This is a genomic window from Parafrankia discariae (assembly GCF_000373365.1).
Classification (GTDB): Bacteria; Actinomycetota; Actinomycetes; order Frankiales; family Frankiaceae; genus Parafrankia; species Parafrankia discariae.
Window position 1 is genome coordinate 1 of record NZ_KB891266.1, and the last position, 21,290, is coordinate 21,290.

Genomic DNA, 21,290 nt, shown 5'->3' on the forward strand with positions numbered 1-21,290 from the left:
AGCGCGGCCAGGACGCCGAGCACCACCCCGGCGCACAGCCACAGCAGGCAGATCCAGGCGATGATGCCGAGGCAGTTGGCGAACGCCAGTTCCGGCTCGTCGGTGAACCACGTGGGGATGTCGCCGGGGGCCGACGGCAGGTCCGCCAGCCGTGGGCCGAGCAGGATCAGCACCGCCGCGACACCGAGGGCGAGGACGGCGCTGCCCACCCTGGCGGCCGCGTCCCGCCGCGCCCCTGAGATCATTCTTGGTGACCGTCCGTCCGGGTATGGGAGCGGTGCCCGGCCATGAGCGAGGTACCCCGCGGTGTCGCGGGGCCTCGCTCATGGCCGGGCATGGCTGCTGTCCGTAGCCATCTCGGCCTCCGAATCGGCTCGGGGTCAGGGAGCCGTACTGCGGCAGAGGCCGTTTGGTTACGTTTGCTTGTGTAACCCGCCGAAAGGCGTATGTCAATCCGCTCTGCTTCGTCTGATCGGAGTCGTGGCGGTTGACCTGTAGAGATGGGGGTTGGCGCCACGATGCGCTGGGAGGACCTGTTTGCGGATCTTGAGCTGCAGTGGGAGGCAGCCGAGGCGGCCGAGCTCGACGCGGAGATCGCCGACCGGACGCGCCGGGAGGCCGGTTACCTCCGCCTGCTCGACCGGTTGCGACCGGCGGTGGGCGCCGAGGTGCGATGCCTGCTGCGGGGCGGGCCGGCGGCCGGCTCCGCGGCTGTCACCGGGCGGCTCACCGGGCTCGGGGTCGACTGGCTCCTGCTCGCCGAGGGTGGCCCGGCGGAGGTGCTGGTGCCGAGATCGTCACTGCTCGCGGTGCGCGGCCTGCCGGCGGTGTCCGCGCAGCCCGGGCACGAGGGCCGTCTGGCGGCCCGGCTCGACCTGCGCCACGTGCTGCGCGGCCTGGTGCGTGACCGGGTGGCCTGCGCGGTCGCGCTGCTCGGCGGCGGGCAGCTGACGGGGACACTGCTGCGCGTCGGCGCGGACTTCGTCGAGCTCGCGGAACATCCGCTGGGCGAGTTCGCCCGCCGCGGCGAGGTGCGTTCCGGCTGGACGGTGCCCCTTGAGGGCCTCGCGTTCATCCGCCGCGGCTGAGCGCCCACGGCGGAGGAAGGCGGGTCGGGCCGGGGTGAGCCGGGCCGGGGGTGAGCTGGGCCGGAGCGAGCTGGGCCGTCAGTCCTCGGGCATGGCCTCGTTGCGGCTCATCGGGTTGGCGGCCACGAAGGCGCGGGTCTGCTCGTACGCGCGTTGGATGTAGGCCTCGAGCTCGCTGCGCTCGACCCGCCACTGGCCTCGCCCGCCGATCTTGATGGCGGGCAGCTCACCGGAGCGGACGAGAGCGTACGTCTGGCTGGCAGAGATGTTGAGGATCTCCGCCACGTCGCTGAGCTGAAGGAAGCGGTCGTTCATCAACGCCTCCTCTCCGGTGACGGTCGGCGCGTCTTCCCTGTGTATCAGACTTTCCGCATCGCATCGCGTTCGAATGCCTCGGCTTGTGGATAACTGCTCACGATATCGATCGATGGGGCTGGCGGCCGACCGCGCACCTCGACGTGCGCCTGTCGACCGGTGTCCTTCGGCGTGGTCCAGTGCGCGCGGCGGCCGGCGACCGCACGCGGCCGACCGGCGACTTCCTTGTGCCCCATCGTCGCCACCGCGCATCGCCGGGGCCCAGCCAGGCGTCCTATGTGGGGAAAGGCCGTAACGCGGCGACGGTGACGGCTCGATGCGGTATCACCGTTTCGACTGGGTTCGCGGTCGTTGGCCACGTACGCTCTGCGACCGGGGCGTGTTCTTCGGTGGCCGGCAGGGCGGCGCCGGCCCGGCACAGGCCGCCGCCGGTGCGGACGACCGCTGGTGAAGATCACCGCGGGCGAGGAGTGAGGAGGGCCCGGTGACCGAGCTGACCGTCGCGCCGGCGCGACCGGAGCCGGTGCCGCCGTCACCCCCGGCGCGCCGGCTCGGGCGCCGCCGCTGGCGTGACTCGCGGCTGCTGATCGGCGTCCTGCTGGTGCTGGTGTCGGTCGTCGCCGGCGCGCGCCTGTTCGCGACCGCGGACCGGACCAGGCAGTGGGTGGTCGCCGCCGCGGACCTGCCGGCCGGCCACATCGTTGTCGACCGCGATCTGACCACGGCCACCGCCCACCTCGACGGCGCGACGTCGGGCCGTTACTACCCCGGTGACCGCCGCGGCGATCTCCTGGGCGCGACCCTGGCCCGCCCGGTCAGCTCGGGCGAGCTCCTGAGCGGCACCGACTTCGCCGGCGAGGGCGCCGCCGCGACCAGGCTCGTCCCAGTGATCGTCAAGGCCGGTCGGGTCCCCGAACTGTCCCCTGGTGATCATGTGGATGTCTTCGTGTACCAACCGGGAGCCGCCGCGCCGTCCGAGGGGAGCGGTGATCCGGCGCAGCCCGCGCAGGAGGGGCCGGCGGTGGCCGGCGCGGGCGTCGAGATCCAGGTGCTGCACGACGTCGAGTTCGTCGCCCAGGACAGGCTGAACAGCGGCGACCGGTCGCTGTCCCTGCGGGTTCCGGTGGATGACGCGATCCGGGCGGTGGCGGCGTCGCAGAGCGAGCGGGTGGACGTCGTCAAGCTGGAACGGGACGCCCGCGGCGAGGTCGGGTCGGGCGGCCCGTCCTCCGCGCCGGGGTACGGTCGGTGAGCCTGCCGATCCTGACCGCCGTCACCGACTCGGTGGTCGAGGCCGGCCTCGTCTCGGCGTTCGACCGTCGCGACCTCGGGGTGACGGTCGTCCGCCGGTGTGTCGACCTGCCCGATCTGCTCGCCGCCGCGACGACCGGGGCGGCCCGGGCCGCGTTGCTGTCGGCCGATCTGCGCCGCCTGGACCGGGACGCCCTGGTCCGGCTGGCGGCGTCCGGGGTGGCCGTCGTGGGCCTGATCGCGCCGGGGGACGAGGACGCCGACCGCCGGTTGCGTCAGCTCGGCGTCGTCGCGGTGATCCCGGCGGACGCGACCGCGGAGGCGGTGGCGGGCGCGGTCGTGGAGGCGTCGCGCGCACTGGCCGACCTCGCCGGTCCACCGGCGTTGCCCGCGGCGTTCAGCGAGCCGCTGATGGGTTTCGACCCGCTCGCCCCGGCGGTGCCGGCGGCCGACCCGGCCCAGCCCGGCGAGCCCGGCGCGGGCCGGGTACTGGCGGTCTGGGGGCCGGTGGGCTCGCCGGGGCGGACGACGATCGCGCTGGGGCTGGCCGCCGAGCTCGCCGCCCTCGGCGCGGCGACCCTGCTCATCGACGCGGATTCGTACGGCGGCTCGGTGGGCCAGCATGTCGGGCTGCTCGAGGAGGCGCCCGGCCTCGCGGCGGCCGCCCGCTCGGCGAACCAGGGCCTGCTGGACGTCCCCCGCCTGGCGGTGCTGTGCCGGGATCTCGGCAATGGCCTGCGGGTGCTCCCCGGCATCTCGCGGCCGTCCCGCTGGCCGGAGCTGCGACCGGCCTCCCTCGAGACGGTGCTGACGCTCTCGCGCCGGCTCGCGTCGTTCGTGATCGTCGACTGCGGCTTCTGCCTGGAGACGGACGAGGAGCTGTCGTTCGACACGGCGGCGCCGCGGCGCAACGGGGCCACGCTGGCCGTCCTGGGTGCGGCCGACTCGGTGCTCGCCGTCGCGTCGGCGGAACCGGTCGGGCTGGTTCGCTTCGTCCGCGGGCTGGCGGAGCTGCGTGAGGTGGTTCCGCACGCCGATCCGCTGATCGTGGTCAACAAGCTGCGGGGCTCGGTGGTGGGCGGTGACCCGCGCCGTGAGGTGTCGCGGGCGATGGCCCGGCACACCGGCCGCGAACCGGTCGCGCTCGTCCCCTACGACCTGGCGGGCCTGGACGCGGCGGCCGCGTCCGGTCAGCTCCTGCGTGACATTGCCCCGACCTCGCCGGCCCGGCTCGCGGTGCGGGATCTGGCCGCGTTCCTGGCCGGGGCGTCCGGGGTCGGGCGGCGGCGCCGCTCCGCGCTGCGCCGCGCCCAGCGCTGATCCCCGAAGCCACCCCCGCGACCCCCGCGCGCGACCGGCCCGGATCAGCCCGGACCAAGCCCGGACCAGCCGGGCTCCGCGGCGCCCCGCCCGACCGGTTCCAGCCCGGCGGGCGGCTTGTCGCCCGCCGTCCCGACACGCCCTGACACGCCGACCGCGGGCGGTCTCCCGAAGTCGTTCCTCCGGAGTGTGCCTAACTGGCATCAAGAATCTTCTTGAGCGAAATTTGGCTCAGTCCAGGGGATTTCGTCCGTCCCGCGGAGGCTGCTGCGACATTTGGTGGCCCTCGGTGGCGGCGGACCGCGTCCGTCGCGGTTACGGGGAGCGATTCGGGGGCATCGAATTGTCGAACGGTTCCCCGCGAGTAGTGGCGAAGCACTGGCATTGGGTGATAAGGGGGTCGGGAACCATGTCCAGGGGTGAGCAACCTGCTGCAACTCGTGCAAACCGTATCCAGCTTGAGTGGCGGACTCGCCGCGATCCGTATCAATGACCTGTCGGATGGTGAACCGTCTCTTTCGGGGAGGTTAAGTTAGTGTGTGCGTGTACCGTCGCCACCCAGCTCAGCGTGGTGACGGAGACACGTCGATGCTCGTTCGAGACGGCTGGGGGTGTGTCGGGTGAGCCGGGAGTACGCGAAGGCCGTGGGCGGTCGCCTACGGGCAATCCGGATCCAGCAGGGGTTGTCGCTGCAGGGCGTCGAACAGAAGTCGCGCGGTCGGTGGAAGACCGCCGCGGTCGGCTCCTACGAGCGCGGCGACAGAATGATCAGTGTTCACCAGTTGTCGGAGCTCGCCGGTTTCTACGGTGTTCCGGTGTCAGCGCTCCTGCCAAACGAGGATCAGCTGCCGCCGCGTGAACGCAGGCCCCGTACCGTACTGAATCTGGAGAAGCTCGCCGAAGCTCCGCCTGATTCGTCCGCATTGGTGCGCAGATGGGTCGCGCAGATTCAGCGCCAGCGTGACGACTACGCCGGGCATGTGCTGTCGATCCGCGACGGAGACGTCCGGGCGCTGGCCCTGCTGCACGACACGACGCCGCAGGAGTTCGCCGAGCGGCTGCGGGCGTGGGGAGTGCTCGAGACCAGCTTCCCCGAGGAGAGCGAGCCGACGGAGTAGGCGTCGCGCCGCCTGCCACGGCACCCCGCGTCGATGCGGGCCGGGGCGGGCCGAGGGCTGGCACAACTGCCGGGCCGGCCCGGTTGTACCTGATGGGGCGCGGACGGCCCGCGCGCGGGAGCGGCGACATCGGTGTCGTACGCGCACCACGACCCGTGTGCGTGGCCGGGTGCACCGCGTGTCGAAAGGTGACGCAATGCCGAGGAAGCGGGCTTCGCGCAGAGGGCTGGTGCTGGGCGCCGGCGGAGTACTCGGCTCGGCCTGGATGATCGGCGCGCTACGGGCCGTCGAGTCCGAGCGGTCCATCGACGTCCGGGGGCACGACCTGGTGCTCGGGACGTCCGCCGGATCCGTCATCGCGGCGCTGCTCGGCCTGGGGGTCGGCGCGGACGTGATGGTCAACTCCGAGCGTGGGATCTTCGAGCCGGGCTACCCCGTGCTGGACTACCGCGATCTCGGGGCGTCCCTGCCGCCGCGGCCGCGGATGCGGATGGGCTCCCCTCGACTGCTGACCACGACCGCGCTGCATCCGCGCCAGGCGACACCGATGGTCGCGCTGGCGGCGCTGCTCCCACAGGGCCGTGGCCAGATCGCCGCCATCGGTGATCTCGTGGCCGAGGCGACCGCCCGCATCGAGCGTCCGCTGGACGCGCTGGCCGCCAAGCGCTCGGCCGCGGTGCCCCCCGGCGCCCGCCGGGGACGCCAGTCCGTCTCACTGGCCGCGAACGGCTGGCCGCGGTCCCCGCGCCTGCGCATCGTCGCGATGGACTTCGACTCGGGCGGCCGGGTGCTCTTCGGCTCCCCGGACGCGCCGCGGGCAACCCTGCCCGACGCGGTGATGGCCTCGTGCGCCATCCCTGGCTGGTACGCGCCGATCGAGATCGCCGGCCGGCGCTTCGTGGACGGCGGCACCAGATCACCGGCGTCCCTGGACCTGCTGGCCGAGGAGGAGCTGGACGAAGTGCTGGTGCTCGCGCCGGCCTGCTCCTTCGACAGCGACCGGCCACGCGGCGCCATCGCCCGGGTCGAGCGGCAGATGCGCCGCGCCGCGACGCGCCGGCTGACCCGCGAGATCGAGCTGCTGGAGGCCGCCGGAACCCGGGTGAGAGTGCTGTGCCCGGGGCCGGAGGACCTCGAGGTGATCGGCGGCAACGTCATGGACCTGACGCGCCGCGCGGAGGTGTTCGAGACCTCCCTGCGTACCTCGGTCGCCACGCTGCGAACCGTGTTCGGCACCGACACCCGCCCCACCCGCCCCATCCGGGCCGCGCGGGCGGCGGGGACCACGACCGGCCCCGGGGACCCCGCTGCCACCGCGGGCGGTCCGGGACGTCGCGCCGGAGCCCGGGAGGCGCTCGACCGGCCGGCGGCGGCGCCCACAGTCGACCAGAAGGCGGACCTCGGTCTGGTCGGCTGACGGCGGGTTGCCACACTGGGCACATGCGTGTCTACCTTCCCTCGACGCTGACGGCCGCCCGCGCGGTGCTGCACGAGCGGAAGGTGCCGCCCGGCATGGCGTTCGCGGTCACTCCCGCCGTGCGGGAGTGGTACAGCCAGTCCGACATGGAGGAGATGGAGTTCGCGGCGTTGCAGGACGCGGCCCGGGCGAGCCTGCGCCTGCTCGACGCCGACCCGGGGTCGCCGCCGCGGCGTTTCGTCTTCGCCGCGGACGTCGACGAGCGGCTGGTGCGGGTCCGCGACGACCTGGACCGGGGGGCGGTCGAGATCGTCGAGTCGGTGCCGCTGGCCGCCGTTCAGGCCGTTCACTCCGACGACCCGTCGGACGCCGAGGCCCGGGCCGCGGTGCGGGCCGCCGTCGCGGCCGTGCTGGAGGCCGACCTCGGCAGTGACGACGCGGCCTTCATCGTCGACGGCGCGGAGGGGTTCGAACTCCTCTGGTTCGCGACGCAGGAGCTGCCAGACCTGCTCTGACCGGAGGCTTCCCACCTCCGCCGGCTCCTGCCTCCAGGCCGTGGCCCCTTCCGCCTCCGCCGCCTTCCCCGGCTCCCGCCCCGACCGCCCACGGCTCCATCGCCGTGGGTTCCGTCTGTGGTCCGCCGTCCGTGGTCTTCGGCCCCCGTGCGGCCGCGGGTGTGTCACGTCGCCGCTGGTAACACCCACGTCGGCCGTCGTCGCGGGACGAGCGGGAGTGGGTGTGATGACAATCAGGCAACAATCAAGGGTCGATGTTTGTCGTTTGATTGACCTTTGAAAGATGAAGCAGAGCATGTCCGTTGGTCGGATGTTGTTGTAGGTGGGCGGCGGGTCGATGGATCCGAGGAGCTTTGTCGTCCTCGTGTTGCTCATGACTCCCCACGGCGGACATCGATCAACGCACCGAATAGTGTTGTTGCTGATCTGGTTGGTCGCCCAATAGCTCGTCTTGCGGAGCGCGCGCATGGTCCTGCTTCGGCTGGTCCGTCGCGTGTTCCGCGGCTTCCCCGGGGTCGACGTGGGCGTCCCGTCGTGCGTTCCTTGATCTCGGTGCATCTGTGGCGTGACGTAGGAGGCTGGTGGACCGTGCTCTATCTCGCTGGGCAGATTCTGGTGTTCGTACTGCTGGCGATGATCGTCGGCGCGGCGCTCGCCTGGGTTTTCCTCGCCGCGCCGGTTCGGCGTCAGCAGGCCGCTCAGGCCCGCGCGGCCCGGGCGGCCGCCCGGGCCGCGCGGGCTCGGGCCGCCCAGGCCGAATCGGGAGGCGAGGGTGCCACCACGGCCTCCACTCCCGGTCGATCCAGCGGTACACCCACGGGTGATGCCGGCGTCGACGGTGACCTGGTCGTGCGCGACACCGATCTCGCCGCGGCCGATCTTTTCCGAGCCGAGTCCGTTCCGGCTGTGGCGGACACGGACGCCACCTGGTCCAGGCATCCGCTCGACGACGACACCTGGCCGCCCCGGGCGCCCCGGGTCGGGCCCGCGGATCTCGCCGACCTGCTGGCCCGCCTGGGTGACCAGGAGGAACGCTGGGCCACGGAGAAGACGAGCCTGACGGCCCGACTCGTCGCCGCGGAGCAGCAGGCCGTCGACTACGAGCAGCGAGTCGAGGCGGCCGAGCGGCAGGTCGCGATCGCACAGTCGCGTATCGGTGAGATCGAGGCGGCGCTGCACGCGGCTCCGGCGGTCGGGGCGGGCGCCGCCAGCGTCACCCAGCCGCAGGACGTTCCCGTCACGCCGGACACCATCGTGCTCACCGACCATGGTGAGGTCACAACCGTCGCCGACCTCGCCCGGGAGACGGCCAGGCTGCGTGAGCAACTGGAAGAGGCGGAGTCGCGCGCGGCCCGGTTCTCCTCCCGGCTCGCCATGGTCCGCACCGACGCCGAGGCGGCGCAGCGGCAGGTCGCGACGATGAGCACCCGCCTCGACCGGCACCAGGCCGAGTGGGCGGCGGAGCGGATCAAGCTCCTCGCCCGGATCGCCGAGGCGGAGGAAACCTCGCCGGCGCCGCCGCTCCTCCCGGCATCCGTTGCTGTGCCCGAGGCCATCGCAACAGCCGAGCCCGTCGAGCCCGTCGAGTCCGCGGTGGCTGAGGCCCAGGTCGAGGTCGAAACGGGCGAGGCGGGTCAGGTGGCGGACGAGCCGGAGGAGATCCACACGGTGAACGAGGCGTCGACCGATCAGGAACCGGCCACGGAGGACCCTTCTACCGAAGAGCCGGCCGCGGCGGCGCTGCCCGTGGAGGAGTCGGTCGCCGGCCTGGACGAGCTCACCTGGGCCAGGGAGTCGATCGAGGCGGAGCACCTGACCTCCACGAGGCCCGGTGCCTTCGAGTCCGGTCCGCTCGTGCGGGTCATCCCGGGGTCCCGTGATGACGACCTCGAGCTGATCGGCGCGGCGCTGGTCGGCGCGGCGGCCTCGGCGGGCGTGACCGGGCGCCCGGCGGTGGGCACGCTCGCCGGTGGGTGGAACACGGGCCCTGAGGCGGCGGGCCGGTTCCACCTCTCGGGCGCGTCGTGGGGAGGCCCGGCCGAGCCCATGCTGTCCACCGACAATCTCAAGGAGATCGTCGGGGTCGGGCCGGTGACCGAGTCGCGGCTGCGGGTCCTGGGCATCACGACGTTCCGTCAGCTAGCCACGATGGGCGACACCGATGTCAACCGCCTCGCGAAGAAGCTGGACGGGTTCGGCGATCGGATCATCACCGACGACTGGGTCGGTCAGGCGCGTGACCTCCAGGCCCGGCACCACAGCGGCCTCGCCTGAGGCACCGTTCGCACCGGAGGGCGGACGAGTGGGCCGGACACCCGAGCCCACTCGTCCCGCCGGCGGGCGGCTGGTCAGAGCCCCGAAATGAGACCCTCGATCTCGGCCTCGACGATGCGCCGATCGGTCACGTCGACGTAGAGCCACAGGTGGCCGTGGTACCCGTTCGGTCCCGCGAGCGGGATGTGGCTGCGTTCGAACACCCGGCCGTCGGCGAACATGACAGTCTCGCGGCGCGTCGTGCGGCGCCGGCGCAGGAGAGCGTCCAGCCGGCCGGCGAAACCCGCGGGGTCCTCCACCAGACCGGGGATCGGGCGCAGCTGCGCCCGGCAGTCCGTGCCGACCAGGTCGACCGGCGACTCCGCCAGCTCGAAGAGGTCGCAGTACGCCTGGTTCACGGCCACCACCAGGGCGTCCGCGTCGGCGACGAGGACCGCCGAGGGCAGCTCGGCCAGCAACGCGGTCAGCCAGCGCTCGCGCTCGTGACAGGCATCGGAAAGCCGTCGGATCTCGGCGAGCGCGCAACCGCACGAACCGTCGCCGCCGGCCTGATGACCTCGGGGCGGCCCCGCGATCTGTGACTCCGGCCGCTGCGCGGGTACCGGGCGCTCGAAGCCGCCAGCTGCGGCCGGCCGCCCGCCGGCCGCTGTCGCGCGGCCGGGGGGCGGCGGTGACCCGGCCAGCCCTCCGTGCGGGCTGACCGCTGCCCGCCACTCGGCTCCCGGTGGCAGCGCGCCGCCGCGGGCCGACCCCGGACGAGGAACGTACGAGGGAAAGCCCGGCCGGTCGGCACCGCCCGGGTCGGCACCGGAGAGATCGGCACCGGCGGGGTCGATGCCGTCCCGATCACCGTTCGCCCCCGGGCCGGGGGAGCTCAGGCCGGGGGAGTTCGGGCCGGTTGACCGGACCCGCGCCGGACCGGGCGACTGTCCGGTGAACGGCGGTTCCGCGAACGGCGACCCGGGGAACGGCTGTTCCTTGAACGGATCCTTGAACGGCGGTTCGGGGAACGGTCGATCGAACGGCGGGTCCACGAACGGCGGGTCGAACTCGGTGGACAGCGGGCGGCGGGGCGTGGGCACCGCCCAGCCCGGCCGGCCGTGGCCGGTGACGCCGTCGGGCGGATACCAGAGGTCGTCGGTGACCACGTCGAAGCGTTCGAGCTCGTCGCGCAGGAGCTCGACGGTGTCCGAGCACAGACTGTCCAGGTCGTCCAGGCCGTCACCGAGCGGTGAATCGATCCCGGCGGTGTCCGGCGCCTCAGAGCCGTGTACGCCGAGTGCCGGCCCGTGCCGCCGCCCGCCGGGGACGTTCTCCCCGCCGGCGCTCTCTTCAGTGGCGCCTTCGCCGCCGGCGCTCTCTCCGGCAGCGCCCACGGCGGTGAGGGTCCCGGCGAAGCGGCGGTGGCCGTTCTCGCCGACGACCGCCGCGGCGCGCAGTATCGCCGGCCGGGCGGATCCGTCCGGCCGGAGCAGCCGGATCTGAACCGTCAGCTCATCACCCTCGGTGACTAGCTGGCGCCACTGGCTGGTGACAGTCCGGACGTCCTCCGGATGCACGGCTCGTTCCCAGCCTCGTCCGACCGCCTTGTCCCGGGGAACTCCGGTCAACACGGACCACTGCCGGTTCACAAAGACATGCCGACCTGAGACGTCTGCGGTGAATATCCCGACCGGGCAGTTGTCGACAATTCGCCGGAAGACGTCCCATGCGGTTGCGAACATGTCGGCGGGGTTCGCGTTGTGGTCGGCGTTCATCGGAGGTCCCGGGAAGGCGTCGGTCGGGGGGCCGGCAGTGCGGTGGCCGGTGGGGGTGGTGGCGCTGGAAGATCCGTGCCCGGTGGGCATTCGGTGGGGCGGGAGGTTGGCTTACCGGGCACGTGAATGACCCCCGAGGCAGGCGTCGGCGGCGGTCGGCGACCTGGAAGGTGGTGTGGGGGAGTTCCACCGGTCGGCGCGGACCGCGCGTTGTCGGTTTCCTGTGTGGTGGCGCGGCGTACGGATTTCTGACCGCCGGCAGGTTACCGCTCCGGCGCATCGATGGGTGGCGTACGCGGCCGGCGTTTCGGCGCCGATCTGATTTCCGTCTCCATTCACCGGGGAGCGGCTCGGGGTGGTCGCATGCACCTGCCGGAGAGGACGGCGGCCCGCCGGGGAGCGGCGGCCGGTGCCGGATCGGCATCAAAGATCCGTGACGGAAAGTGACGGCCATGCGGGTGTTTGGTGGGCGCCCGCGCACTGCGTGGCTGGTTGTGGTCCGACCCGGCGCCGACGGCCGTCCGAGGTTGTGCGAACGTTGTTGCTTGCGTACCTGCTTGGAAGGGTTGATGTCGAGTGACCCGCTTCCTACGCTTCGTAGCTGATGTCCGAAGCGTGGGGAGCTGGCCGCGTGAATATGGATGAGGAGCGGCGATTCTCCGTGGCGGCAGCACGCGGGAGCTGGCCGGACGCGACCTCTCATGTGGAAGGAGAGGTTCGTGAACTGATCCGGCGGCGTTCCCTCGACCCGGAGCGGGAACCGGTCCTCATTCGTCAGCTGGTGGACGCGGTTCTCGCCGACTACGAGGAACGTGCGCTAACCAGTGATCTCCCACCCGTCGTCGACCGGGATGCGACGGTCCGTTCGGTTTACGACGCCGTCGCCGGTTTCGGGCCCCTTCAGCGCCATCTCGACGATCCCGCCGTGGAGGAGATCTGGATCAACGAGCCGGGCCGGGTGTTCGTCGCGCGGCACGGGCGCAGCGAGCTGACCACCACGATTCTCACCCAGGACCAGGTACAGGACCTGGTGGAACGCATGCTGAAGTCGTCCGGGCGCCGGGTCGACCTCTCCACCCCGTTCGTCGACGCCATGCTTCCCGACGGCTCCCGCCTGCACGTCGTCATCCCGGACATCACCCGGGTGCACTGGTCGGTGAACATCCGGAAGTTCGTCCTGTCCGCCGGCAGCCTCGACGAGCTCGTCGCACTGGGGACGATCACTCCGAACGCCGCGATGTTCCTGGAGGCCTCGGTGATCTCCGGCCTCAACGTCATCGTCGCCGGCGGCACCCAGGCCGGGAAGACGACCATGCTCAACTGCCTCGGCTCCGCCATCCCTGCCCGGGAGCGGGTGATCAGCGTCGAGGAGGTCTTCGAGCTCCGGCTGCGCGCGCCCGACTGGGTGGCCATGCAGACCCGGCAGGCGAACCTGGAGGGCACCGGTGAGATCCGGCTGCGCCGGCTCATCAAGGAGGCGCTGCGGATGCGCCCGGACCGGATCCTGGTCGGCGAGGTGCGCCAGGAGGAGGCACTCGACCTGCTCATCGCCCTCAACTCCGGCCTGCCCGGAATGTGCAGCCTGCACGCCAACTCCGCCCGCGAGGCGGTGACCAAACTGTGCACCCTCCCGCTGCTGGCCGGCGAGAACGTCACCCACTCCTTCGTGGTCCCCACCGTGGCCTCCAGCGTGGACCTGGTCGTCCACCTGTCGAAGGAGGCGGACGGCCGGCGCCGGGTCACCGAGATCGCCGCGCTGCCGGGCCGCACCGAGGGCGACACGGTCGAGATCGCCCAGATCTTCCGGACCCGCGGCAACACGCTCGTGCGCGCCGACGGGTTCCCGCCCCATCCCGAGCGGTACCTGCGCGCCGGCTACGACCTGCCGGCGCTGCTCGCCCCCAGCGAGCACGAGCGGGCGTACGCGCAGATCGCGGTCGAGCGCTGATGGGGATCTTCCTCGGCCTGCTGTTCGGCCTCGGCCTCTTCCTGATCGTGGCGAGCGGGCGTCCCCGGGCCGGCGGCGGGCGTACCGAGGCCTCCTGGGCCCGCGACCTGCGCGAGACCCTGGCGCAGGCCGGGATCCGCGGCGTCACCGCGCACCAGTTCGTCCTCATCAGCGCCGCCCTGGGGCTGGTGGCCGGCCTGGTCGTCCTGGTCTTCTCCGGCACGTTCTCGCTGGCCGTGGCCTTCGGTGCCTTCGCCTCGGCGCTGCCCCGCCAGCTCGTGCTGCGCCGGCGCCGGGCCCGCATGCACGACCTGCGCGAGCTGTGGCCCGACGTCGTCGACAACCTCGCCAGCGCGGTGCGCGCCGGCATGTCGCTGCCCGAGGGGCTGGCCGCGGTCGGCGTCCGCGGCCCGGCGCCGCTGCGCCCGGCGTTCAGCCGGTTCGGGGAGGACTACCGCGCCACCGGCTCGTTCTCGACCTGCCTCGACCGGCTCGCCGACGAGCTCGCCGACCCCGTCGCGGACCGGATCATCGAGTCGCTGCGGATGACCCGCGAGGTCGGCGGCACCGACCTCGGCCGGCTGCTGCGCACCCTGTCGACCTTCCTGCGTGAGGACGCCCGCACCCGCGCCGAGCTGGAGACCCGTCAGGCCTGGACGGTCAACGCGGCCCGGCTCGCGATGGCGGCGCCGTGGATCGTCCTGCTCCTGCTCGCCAGCCGCGGCGAGAACATCCAGGCTTACGACAGCCCCACCGGGGTGCTGGTGCTCCTCGGCGGCGCCGGGGTCTCCGTCCTGGCCTACCTGCTCATGAAGCGGATCGGGCGCCTGCCCGAGGAGGGACGGGTGCTGCGACCGTGAACGGATCTTCGGACGGACGGGTGGGCCGGGAGCCGGGGGCGGCCCAATGAGCACGGTGGCCGCGGGCGCGCTGCTCGGGCTCCTCCTCGGAGTCGGGCTCGTCATCGTGATCTACCGGTCGCCGCCCGCGCGAAAGGTGCGGCTGGCGGACCGGCTCGACCCCTACCTGCGCGACACGCCGACCCCGTCGCGCCTGCTGGCGGAGGGCGCCCGCCGAGGCGGCCGGTCCGCGCCGGGCTCCTCCGGCACGGCGCGGGAGGCGGGCGGGCGTCCCGCCATGGCCGGGAGCGGGGCCGCGCGGTTCGGGCTCGGAGCGGCGGAGGCGCTGGCCCGGCCGTTCGTCGAGGACGCCGCCCGCCGCCTCGACCGCTTCCTCGGCGGCCGGGTGGCCCTCAACCGGCGGCTCGTCCAGGCGGGTGGGCGCACCCCCGTCGAGGAGTTCCGGGTGCAACAGGTGATCTGCGCGGTCGCCGGTGCCCTGCTCGGCGCCCTCGTCCTGGCGATGCGCACGCTGCTCGGGGTCGGGCCACCCGCGCTCGTCGGGATCGCGCTGGTGGTCGCCGGCGCCGCCGGCGGCATCCTGGCGCGGGACTGGTGGCTCACCCGGGCGATCCACGAGCGCGAGGACCGCATGCTCATGGAGTTCCCCACCGTCGCCGAGCTGCTGGCACTCGCGGTCACCGCGGGGGAGTCCGCGATCGGCGCGCTGGAACGGGTCAGCCGCCTCACCCACGGGGAGCTGGGAACGGAACTGCGGCTCGCGCTCGCCGACGCGCACGCGGGCGCCTCCCTCGTGCAGGCCCTGGAAGGCATCGCCACCCGCACGTCGCTACCGCCGCTGGCCAGGTTCGTCGACGGCATGGCCGTCGCCATCGAGCGCGGCACACCCCTGGCGGACGTCCTGCGGGCGCAGGCGGTGGACGTCCGCGAGGCGGGCAAACGCCAGCTGCTCGAGGCCGGCGGGCGCAAGGAGATCGCGATGATGATCCCGGTGGTCTTCCTCATCCTGCCGACAACGGTGATCTTCGCCTTCTACCCGGCGTTGGTCAGCTTCACGGTGATCGCGCAGTGACCCGCGGCATCAGTTCGAAATGGCCAAAATGAGGGAGGGGACCATGAGCAGGTTCGGAGCGAGGGCCCGGGACGGCGGCCGGGCCGCGGTGCGGGCGACCGTGGGACGGGCGACCGCGACGGGGTCGGCCGTGGCGGGGTCGGTGTCGCGCTGGGCGGCGCGGCGGGAGCGGCAGGCGCCGAGCGGGGCCGACCGCGGGGACGTGCCCGGCTGGGTGATGGTGACCGTCATGACGGCCGCGCTGGTGGTCGCGATCACCACCCTGGCGACGCCGGCCCTGCAGACACTGTTCACCTCGGCCATCGAACAGGTGACCGGCATCGCCGGCGACTGAACGATCCCGGCTGTGCGCAGGTGGCCGCCACGCTTCCCGTGGCGTCGGGGTGGGCCGGCCGTCCCGAACGACTCCGCGGATCACGGGCGCGGTGACGGCGGGTCCGTGGACCGGGCGACCGGTGCCGGTGACGGCGGGTCCGCGATCGTCGAGTTCGTCCTGGTCGGGACGCTGCTGCTGATGCTCATCCTGGGCGTCATCCAGGTGGGGCTGGTCCTGCACGTGCGCAACACCCTGGCCGCGGACGCCGCCGAGGGCGCGCGCCACGCCGCCAACCTGGAAGTCCCGGCGAGCGAGGGCGGGACCTACGCCCAGCGGCTCATCGCCGAGACGCTCCCCGGCCGCGCGGACACCGTCTGCACCGGGCAGGAGGAGGCCGGCCCGGGTGACATCCCCCTGGTCCAGGTGACCTGCACGGTCGTGGTGCCGCTCAGCCTCGTACCACTCGGCGACGGTGTCACCGTGACGGTGACCGGCCACGCCGTGAAGGAGACGCCTTGACGGCCCCCCCGGCCCCCCCGACCGCTCCAGGCGCGGACGCCGCTGGTCCGGCACAGGCCGCGGACCCGACAGACGGCTCGCGGCGAGCGGACCGCGACCGGGGCTCGGCGATGATCGAGTTCGTCGGGCTCTCGATCGTGCTCCTCATCCCGTTCGTCTACCTCTTCCTGGCCGTGTTCGCCGTCCAGCGCTCGGCCTTCGGCGTGACGCAGGCCGCGCGGGAAGCCGGGCGCGCCTTCGTGACCTCGCAGAGCGAGACCGCGGGCCTCGAACGCGCGCGGCTCGCCGCCCAGCTCGCCTTCACCGACCAGGGCATCGACGGCGCGCCCGAGGTCAGGTTCGCCCCACCGGGGGCCGACTGCGGCGCCGGCAACCCGGGCGACGGCGCCGCCACCCTGGAACCGGGTGCCCGTTTCGTTGTCTGCGTCCGCGCGCACGTCGACCTGCCCGGGGTGGGCGCCATCGCCGGCGGGCTCGCCGACGTAACCGTCAACGGCCAGTTCACCGTGGTCATCGACGCCTATCGTGCCGACCGTTCGGGCGTCTGACCTGCAGGTTTGTCGAGCGAATGATCCGAAGTCCCGTGGCACAGTGCTTGGAGGAGCGGTAACTGGCGCTGGCTCAACCTCATGATTCGGGTTATCGAGCTGTCAGACGTCGGGTCAGGCCGGGTAGGTGCGCGGTTGCTCGGGTGGTCAGCGGTGGTAGGCGTCGTGGCGGTGGTCGATGGCCACGACGGTGACCGTCATTGCCTTGTCGTTGATGCGGTAGATGACCCGGTAGGTCCCGCGGCGTGCGCTGAACCGGTCGTCGAGCGGTGGCATGAGCCGGTTTCCGACCCGGTAGGGAGCGTCCGGAAGCGGCCCGGTGATCAGTTCGTAGACCGCTGCGGTGACGGTGCGGGGAAGGCTCTCGTTCGCGACGAGGAGAAGCTGGCGGCGCGATGGCAGCAGGGGCTGGAGGCGTTCTTGCCGGACGGACCGCGCGGCGACGTCTTCGTGCTCCTACGCCTCTGACCGGTACGGCTGGAGCTTATGAGCTTCGCGCACGGAGTCCATCCCGACCCTTACGGGCTACTGCCTGCGGTCCTGGTACGAAGCCGATGACGGGTGGTCCGCCGCGCCGGCCCAGCGGGATTGAGGCGGGTCGTCGCCCTCGGGCCCAGGCGGCAGCCGCCTGCCCGAACTGGTTCCGGACGTGGCCTGGTGGATGCGCCGGCGCCGGTCAGGACGCGGCGGCCGACAGGGGCGGCACGGGCAGGCCGACCAGGGCCGCGTCGATGACGGCGACAAGTTCACCCCGGTCCAGCCCGATCCCGATCAGGGAGCCGATGCCCCGGAAGCCGACGACCAGCAACGTCGCCAGCGCGACCGGCTCGGCCGCTGGATCGAGGTCGCCGTTGCGCTGCGCGGCCCGCAGGCAGCCGGCCAGGGCCGCCCGCTGCGCCTCGAAGCTCTGGCGTAGCCGGGCCGTGGCGTCCTGGTCGCGCCCGGCCAGCTCGACGGTGAAGCGGCTGGCCATGCAGGCCAGCTGCTCGGGGTCGTTCAGCTGCCGGTCGAGCGAGTCGATGAGATAGGCCCGCAGGCGCTCCATCGCGGTCTCGTCCGGGCCGGCCAACGCGGCTGCGCCGCACGCATCGTCCTGGTCGCAGTAGTCCCCCAACGCGGCCAGGAACAGCGCGTGCTTGTCGCCGAAGGCGGCGTAGAGGCTGCCGCGGCCGAGCCCGGTCGCGGCCGAGATGTCGTCGAGACTCGTCCCGTCGAAGCCGTTCTTGCGGAATTCACGCTCGACGGCCGCCAGCACCTCTCGCCGGTCGAAGCCAGGTGGGCGCCCCATCGGTCGATCGTAACCACGGATCTCGTTGTTGGCGGAATAGTCCAGAATCCTGAGGGTTCTTTACTGAACAGTCCAGATCGTTGGGCGTCCCCTGCCGACCAGGCGCCGCGCGCATGCGCCGGGCCCCGACCGCGAGATGCGAGCCACCTCATGACAGAGCAGGACACCCAGCCCGACCGGGCTGGTCCCAGCCCCCAACCTGTCCCGCTCATCCCGAGCCAGCGCCGTGCGGGCACCGGCGCACGGCCCGTCTCCCCGGCCCTGCTGCTGGCAATCCTGTCGATCGCGAGCTTCCTGGCCCAGCTCGACGTGTGGGTCACCAACGTCGGCCTGCCCGCCATCGGGCACGGCACCCATGCGGGTTCTCTGGCCGACCTGAGCTGGGTGCTCAACGGCTACGCGATCGTCTACGCCGCGCTGCTGGTACCGGCCGGCCGCCTGGTGGATCGGTTCGGCCGCAAGGGTGGCTTCCTGCTCGGCCTGATCGTGTTCGCCGTCGCCAGCATCGGCGCCGGCCTGTCCGGCGACATCTGGGTGCTGGTCGGATTCCGGGTCCTGCAGGCCGCCGGCGCGGCCCTGCTCACCCCGGCCAGCCTCGGTCTGGTGCTGCTGACCGCGCCGCCGGCGAAGGTCGGCACCTACGTGAAGATCTGGTTCACCACCGGCGCGCTGTCGGCCGCTTCCGGCCCGGTGCTGGGCGGCCTGCTCGTGGAGGCGTCCTGGCGGTGGCTGTTCCTGGTGAACATCCCGGTCGCGGTGGCCGCGCTCGCGCTGGGCGCCCGCTACCTGCCCAGCAGCCGGGACGCCGACGACCACCTGCCCGACCTGCGCGGCGGCGGGCTGTTCATCGTCGCGATCGGCGCGCTGGCCCTGGGGCTGGTCAAGGCGCCGGACTGGGGCTGGTCGAGCGCCCGGGTGATCGTCGCGTTCGTCCTCGCGGCGGTCGCGCTGACGTGGTTCCTGGCCCGCTCCGCCCGCCACCCGGCGCCGGTCATCGCCCTCTCCCTGTTCCGGGACCGGGTGTTCACCACCGCCAACCTGGTGGCCTTCGTCGCCTTCGTGGCCTTCGGGATCGAACTGCTCTCGACGATCCTGTGGCTCCAGGGTCACTGGCACTACTCGGTGATCCGCACCGGGCTGGCCTCCACGGCCGGCCCGGTGATGTTCGCCGTCGGCTCGGCGGTCGCGGAGACGCTCCAGGCGCGTACCCGGCTGCGGGCGGGACGGATCGCGGTCGCGGGCGCGCTGCTCGCCGCGGTCGGCACGATCATGCTGATTCTCCTGGTCACCGACGACCCGCGGTTCGTGGCCGCGTTCCTGCCGACCTGGGTGGTCCTCGGCCTGGGTTACGGCCTGGCGGTGCCGACCGCGATCACCCGGGCGACGGTCGGCCTGCCGCCGAAGGACTCCGCGACCGGCAGCGCGATCGTGACGATGGTCACCCAGCTCGGCTCGGTCATCGGGATCAGTGTCCTGGTGGCGATCCTGGGCCGCGCCTCCGGCGCGGCGAGCGAGGCAGTCTTCCAGCACGCCTGGTACGTGGCGGCCGGAGCGCTCGTGGTGGCGGCCGTCGCCTCGTTCGGCCTGGACTCGCAACCCACGGCGGCGGCTCGACCAGACCTCCCGCCGGTCGGAGCGGGCGCCGCCGACGCCGGCGATCCGCAGGCGCCGGCCCGGGTGTGAGAACGCCGCCGGCCCAGGCCGGCTAGGAGGGGTATGGCTGTGGCGGAACCCCGCAGCCGTGGCCTACAGCAGGGCCGAGCTCTGCGGACCGTCAATTTTGATCTTCGTGACGCCGGCGGCTCGGTGTCCCCCGGCATCTCAGGTCACTCGCGAAGGCCAGCAGCGTCGGGTGGTCGAGCGGGTAATACGAGGGCGGTAGGTCGTTGAGGCGGAACCAGGCGGCAGGCTGTCCCGGTTCAGGTCGCAGTGACTCCGTGGGTTCCGCCGTCAGGGCGTAGGCCAAGCCGTAGGTACGGCCGCCAGCATGATGGTCCCCGAGAACTGCGGCGGGTTCCGCTCCAATCGCCGCGTCCGGCTCGACTCCTACGCGGCAGTGATTCGGCTGCTCGAGCGGGGCGCCGACTCCGAACGCGGAGCGGCTGCGCTCCGCATCGACCTCCCACCCCCTTTGCCCCGGGTGCCGACGTGGATGGAAGATCGGCGACACCGCGGTGAACTGGCGCGCTTCCGTTCGTGCCCGACCAGCGCCTTCGCAGCTCAGCACAGCGGAGAAGGTGGATTGAACGGCCAGTTCACCGTGGTCGTCGATGCCTACGAAGAAGATCGTTCGGTCCTCTGGCCTGTAATTATGCTGCGAAGTAGATCGAAAATCTTGTTGTACGGCGCTCCCACCACGGTAGAACGGCGTCCGTGGCTGCCGCCAAACCCGACACGACGATCAAGCAGTAACGGATCGCCGTCACCACGCTCGACCAGTTCCGGGCCGAGCGTCAGACCGATGCCCTCGACGTGTGTCGGCCGCGGAGCGCGACGACTGGCTCGCCAAGCTGAACGGCGCGACGCCTTCCAGATGATCTCGTCTGACAACCCCGCCTACCACCCGCATGACCTGCCTCTAGATACGGCGGCTGTGCGGTCCTGAGCACGGGCTATCGGCTGCCGCCTGCGGCGGCTTGTTGGCCGGGAGAAGCATGGGATCATCGGCGTGTGCAGGCGCTGGCGTTGCTCGACTTGGACCGTACGCTCATTGACAGCGATGCGGCGTTCCATGTCTGGGCCCGAGAATTCGTCGCTGCCCATGGACTCCATGACGCGGCACTGCCCGTGCTGGTTGATATTTTCGCGCGCCACTCGGGGCTGAAGGACAGCTTCTTCGCCACTGTGTGCCGGAACTTCGGCCTGTCTGATTCACCCGCCCAGTTGTGGGAGCAGTACCGCCGTCGCATGCCTGAGCTGGTCTCCTGCCGAACTGAGGACCTCGATGCCCTAAGGCGGCTGCGCCGGGCCGGATGGCGGATCGGAATCGTCACCAACGGCATGACCGACAACCAGCTCGGGAAGATCCGAAACTCTGGATTGGACAGGCTGGTCGATGGGTGGTGCATCTCGGGCGATGTCGGTGTCCGTAAACCTGACCCGGAGATCTTCCGGCTTGCCATCGAGCGCTGTGGATGTAGAACTAGCGGGGGTGGGTGGATGATCGGTGACGACTTGGCCGCTGATGTCGCCGGTGGTCAGGCGGCTGGGCTGCGCACGGTGTGGCTGCAGGGCGGTCGCGGGGCCGATTCGTGGCCGTCCGCCGGCCCGGTGCCAGACGTTAGCGCCGACTCGGTCGCCGCTGCCGTCGAGGTACTCCTCGGACCGAAGCAGTCCGAACCTGGCGCCCGTGGCCCGGATCCCGCTGACAGGCCGCATCCGTGAATGCGCTGTCCCGCCGGGAAGCCACCGCGGACAGCGCCCTCGTGGGCTGGAGCAGCCTCATCCTCGTTCACGGGTCCTGCACGCTGACCCCGTGATCTGGTGGTGCCGCCAGTCCGGGTCTTCGCGGCCTTCTCCGATCTCGCTCCGCGCGTGCGCAGAGCGCTGACCGGTCCGGCGCGCTCCCGCGAGTCCCACGTTGGGGTGTGTGCAGTCCAGTCGTGGGCGTCTGTGTCCTGTCGGAGCTAGTGCCGCATCAGGCAACGTTCGCCTTGGCGACGATGGTGCGGAGTTTCTTGTCCG

20 protein-coding genes and 1 pseudogene are annotated in these 21,290 nt (G+C 72.2%); 15 read left to right on the plus strand and 6 right to left on the minus strand.

Going from position 1 to position 21,290, the window contains the following annotated elements:
- Positions 1-245: pseudogene (locus B056_RS38685) on the minus strand (hypothetical protein); the annotation flags it as partial.
- A gap of 273 nt (positions 246-518) precedes the next feature.
- On the opposite strand from B056_RS38685, the gene B056_RS0131090 reads away from it, so the two are divergent.
- Positions 519-1,088: a hypothetical protein gene (locus B056_RS0131090; RefSeq protein ID WP_026240349.1), complete on the plus strand. Its 570-nt coding sequence runs from the start codon at positions 519-521 to the stop codon at positions 1,086-1,088.
- Between the two features lie 78 nt (positions 1,089-1,166).
- On the opposite strand, the gene B056_RS0131095 is transcribed toward B056_RS0131090, so the two are convergent.
- Together B056_RS0131095 and B056_RS43265 are read right to left on the minus strand one after the other, a co-directional pair.
- On the minus strand, positions 1,167-1,403 hold the full coding sequence (locus tag B056_RS0131095) for a helix-turn-helix domain-containing protein (RefSeq protein ID WP_018505748.1): 237 nt from the start codon (positions 1,401-1,403) through the stop codon (positions 1,167-1,169).
- A gap of 44 nt (positions 1,404-1,447) precedes the next feature.
- The gene (locus B056_RS43265; RefSeq protein WP_230203283.1) at positions 1,448-1,639 is read right to left on the minus strand and encodes a hypothetical protein; all 192 of its coding nucleotides are present in this window, start codon (positions 1,637-1,639) and stop codon (positions 1,448-1,450) included.
- Between the two features lie 248 nt (positions 1,640-1,887).
- On the opposite strand from B056_RS43265, the gene B056_RS0131100 reads away from it, so the two are divergent.
- From B056_RS0131100 to B056_RS0131125, 6 genes are all read left to right on the plus strand, one after another.
- The gene (locus B056_RS0131100; RefSeq protein ID WP_018505749.1) at positions 1,888-2,655 is read left to right on the plus strand and encodes an SAF domain-containing protein; all 768 of its coding nucleotides are present in this window, start codon (positions 1,888-1,890) and stop codon (positions 2,653-2,655) included.
- On the plus strand, positions 2,652-3,974 hold the full coding sequence (locus tag B056_RS0131105) for an AAA family ATPase (RefSeq protein ID WP_018505750.1): 1,323 nt from the start codon (positions 2,652-2,654) through the stop codon (positions 3,972-3,974). Before B056_RS0131100 ends, B056_RS0131105 begins: the two co-directional genes overlap by 4 nt.
- 620 nt (positions 3,975-4,594) lie before the next feature.
- Positions 4,595-5,092 (plus strand): transcriptional regulator, encoded by a 498-nt coding sequence (locus tag B056_RS0131110; protein WP_018505751.1) that lies wholly within the window; start codon positions 4,595-4,597, stop codon positions 5,090-5,092.
- 196 nt (positions 5,093-5,288) lie between these two features.
- Entirely contained in the window at positions 5,289-6,509 is a 1,221-nt protein-coding gene (locus B056_RS0131115; RefSeq protein ID WP_026240350.1) for a patatin-like phospholipase family protein, read from the plus strand.
- A gap of 23 nt (positions 6,510-6,532) precedes the next feature.
- Positions 6,533-7,024, plus strand: a complete 492-nt coding sequence (locus tag B056_RS0131120; protein WP_018505753.1) for a DUF6912 family protein — start codon at positions 6,533-6,535, stop codon at positions 7,022-7,024.
- A 588-nt stretch (positions 7,025-7,612) separates the two neighbouring features.
- Entirely contained in the window at positions 7,613-9,298 is a 1,686-nt protein-coding gene (locus B056_RS0131125) for a hypothetical protein (RefSeq protein WP_018505754.1), read from the plus strand.
- Positions 9,299-9,372: 74 nt separating this feature from the next.
- On the opposite strand, the gene B056_RS0131130 is transcribed toward B056_RS0131125, so the two are convergent.
- On the minus strand, positions 9,373-11,055 hold the full coding sequence (locus B056_RS0131130; protein WP_018505755.1) for a PAS domain-containing protein: 1,683 nt from the start codon (positions 11,053-11,055) through the stop codon (positions 9,373-9,375).
- Positions 11,056-11,716: 661 nt separating this feature from the next.
- On the opposite strand from B056_RS0131130, the gene B056_RS0131135 reads away from it, so the two are divergent.
- The 6 genes from B056_RS0131135 (at position 11,717) to B056_RS0131160 (ending at position 16,318) form a co-directional block, all read left to right on the plus strand.
- On the plus strand, positions 11,717-13,003 hold the full coding sequence (locus B056_RS0131135) for a CpaF family protein (protein WP_026240352.1): 1,287 nt from the start codon (positions 11,717-11,719) through the stop codon (positions 13,001-13,003).
- On the plus strand, positions 13,003-13,863 hold the full coding sequence (locus B056_RS0131140; protein WP_018505757.1) for a type II secretion system F family protein: 861 nt from the start codon (positions 13,003-13,005) through the stop codon (positions 13,861-13,863). Before B056_RS0131135 ends, B056_RS0131140 begins: the two co-directional genes overlap by 1 nt.
- A 46-nt stretch (positions 13,864-13,909) precedes the next feature.
- A complete protein-coding gene (locus B056_RS0131145) occupies positions 13,910-14,935 on the plus strand; it encodes a type II secretion system F family protein (RefSeq protein ID WP_018505758.1) in 1,026 nt (341 codons plus the stop codon).
- Positions 14,936-14,978: 43 nt separating this feature from the next.
- Positions 14,979-15,269: a hypothetical protein gene (locus B056_RS0131150; RefSeq protein WP_026240353.1), complete on the plus strand. Its 291-nt coding sequence runs from the start codon at positions 14,979-14,981 to the stop codon at positions 15,267-15,269.
- A gap of 105 nt (positions 15,270-15,374) precedes the next feature.
- Positions 15,375-15,770, plus strand: a complete 396-nt coding sequence (locus B056_RS0131155) for a TadE family protein (protein WP_018505761.1) — start codon at positions 15,375-15,377, stop codon at positions 15,768-15,770.
- A 110-nt stretch (positions 15,771-15,880) separates the two neighbouring features.
- Positions 15,881-16,318, plus strand: a complete 438-nt coding sequence (locus B056_RS0131160) for a hypothetical protein (protein WP_018505762.1) — start codon at positions 15,881-15,883, stop codon at positions 16,316-16,318.
- Positions 16,319-16,465: 147 nt separating this feature from the next.
- On the opposite strand, the gene B056_RS40095 is transcribed toward B056_RS0131160, so the two are convergent.
- Positions 16,466-16,723: a type II toxin-antitoxin system RelE family toxin gene (locus tag B056_RS40095; RefSeq protein WP_076784811.1), complete on the minus strand. Its 258-nt coding sequence runs from the start codon at positions 16,721-16,723 to the stop codon at positions 16,466-16,468.
- A 271-nt stretch (positions 16,724-16,994) separates the two neighbouring features.
- Positions 16,995-17,606 (minus strand): TetR/AcrR family transcriptional regulator, encoded by a 612-nt coding sequence (locus B056_RS0131170; protein ID WP_026240354.1) that lies wholly within the window; start codon positions 17,604-17,606, stop codon positions 16,995-16,997.
- A 150-nt stretch (positions 17,607-17,756) separates the two neighbouring features.
- On the opposite strand from B056_RS0131170, the gene B056_RS0131175 reads away from it, so the two are divergent.
- Both B056_RS0131175 and B056_RS0131180 read left to right on the plus strand, forming a co-directional pair.
- A complete protein-coding gene (locus tag B056_RS0131175) occupies positions 17,757-19,289 on the plus strand; it encodes an MFS transporter (RefSeq protein ID WP_018505765.1) in 1,533 nt (510 codons plus the stop codon).
- Positions 19,290-20,276: 987 nt separating this feature from the next.
- On the plus strand, positions 20,277-20,990 hold the full coding sequence (locus tag B056_RS0131180; RefSeq protein ID WP_018505766.1) for an HAD family hydrolase: 714 nt from the start codon (positions 20,277-20,279) through the stop codon (positions 20,988-20,990).
- The last annotated feature ends 300 nt before the right edge of the window (positions 20,991-21,290 follow it).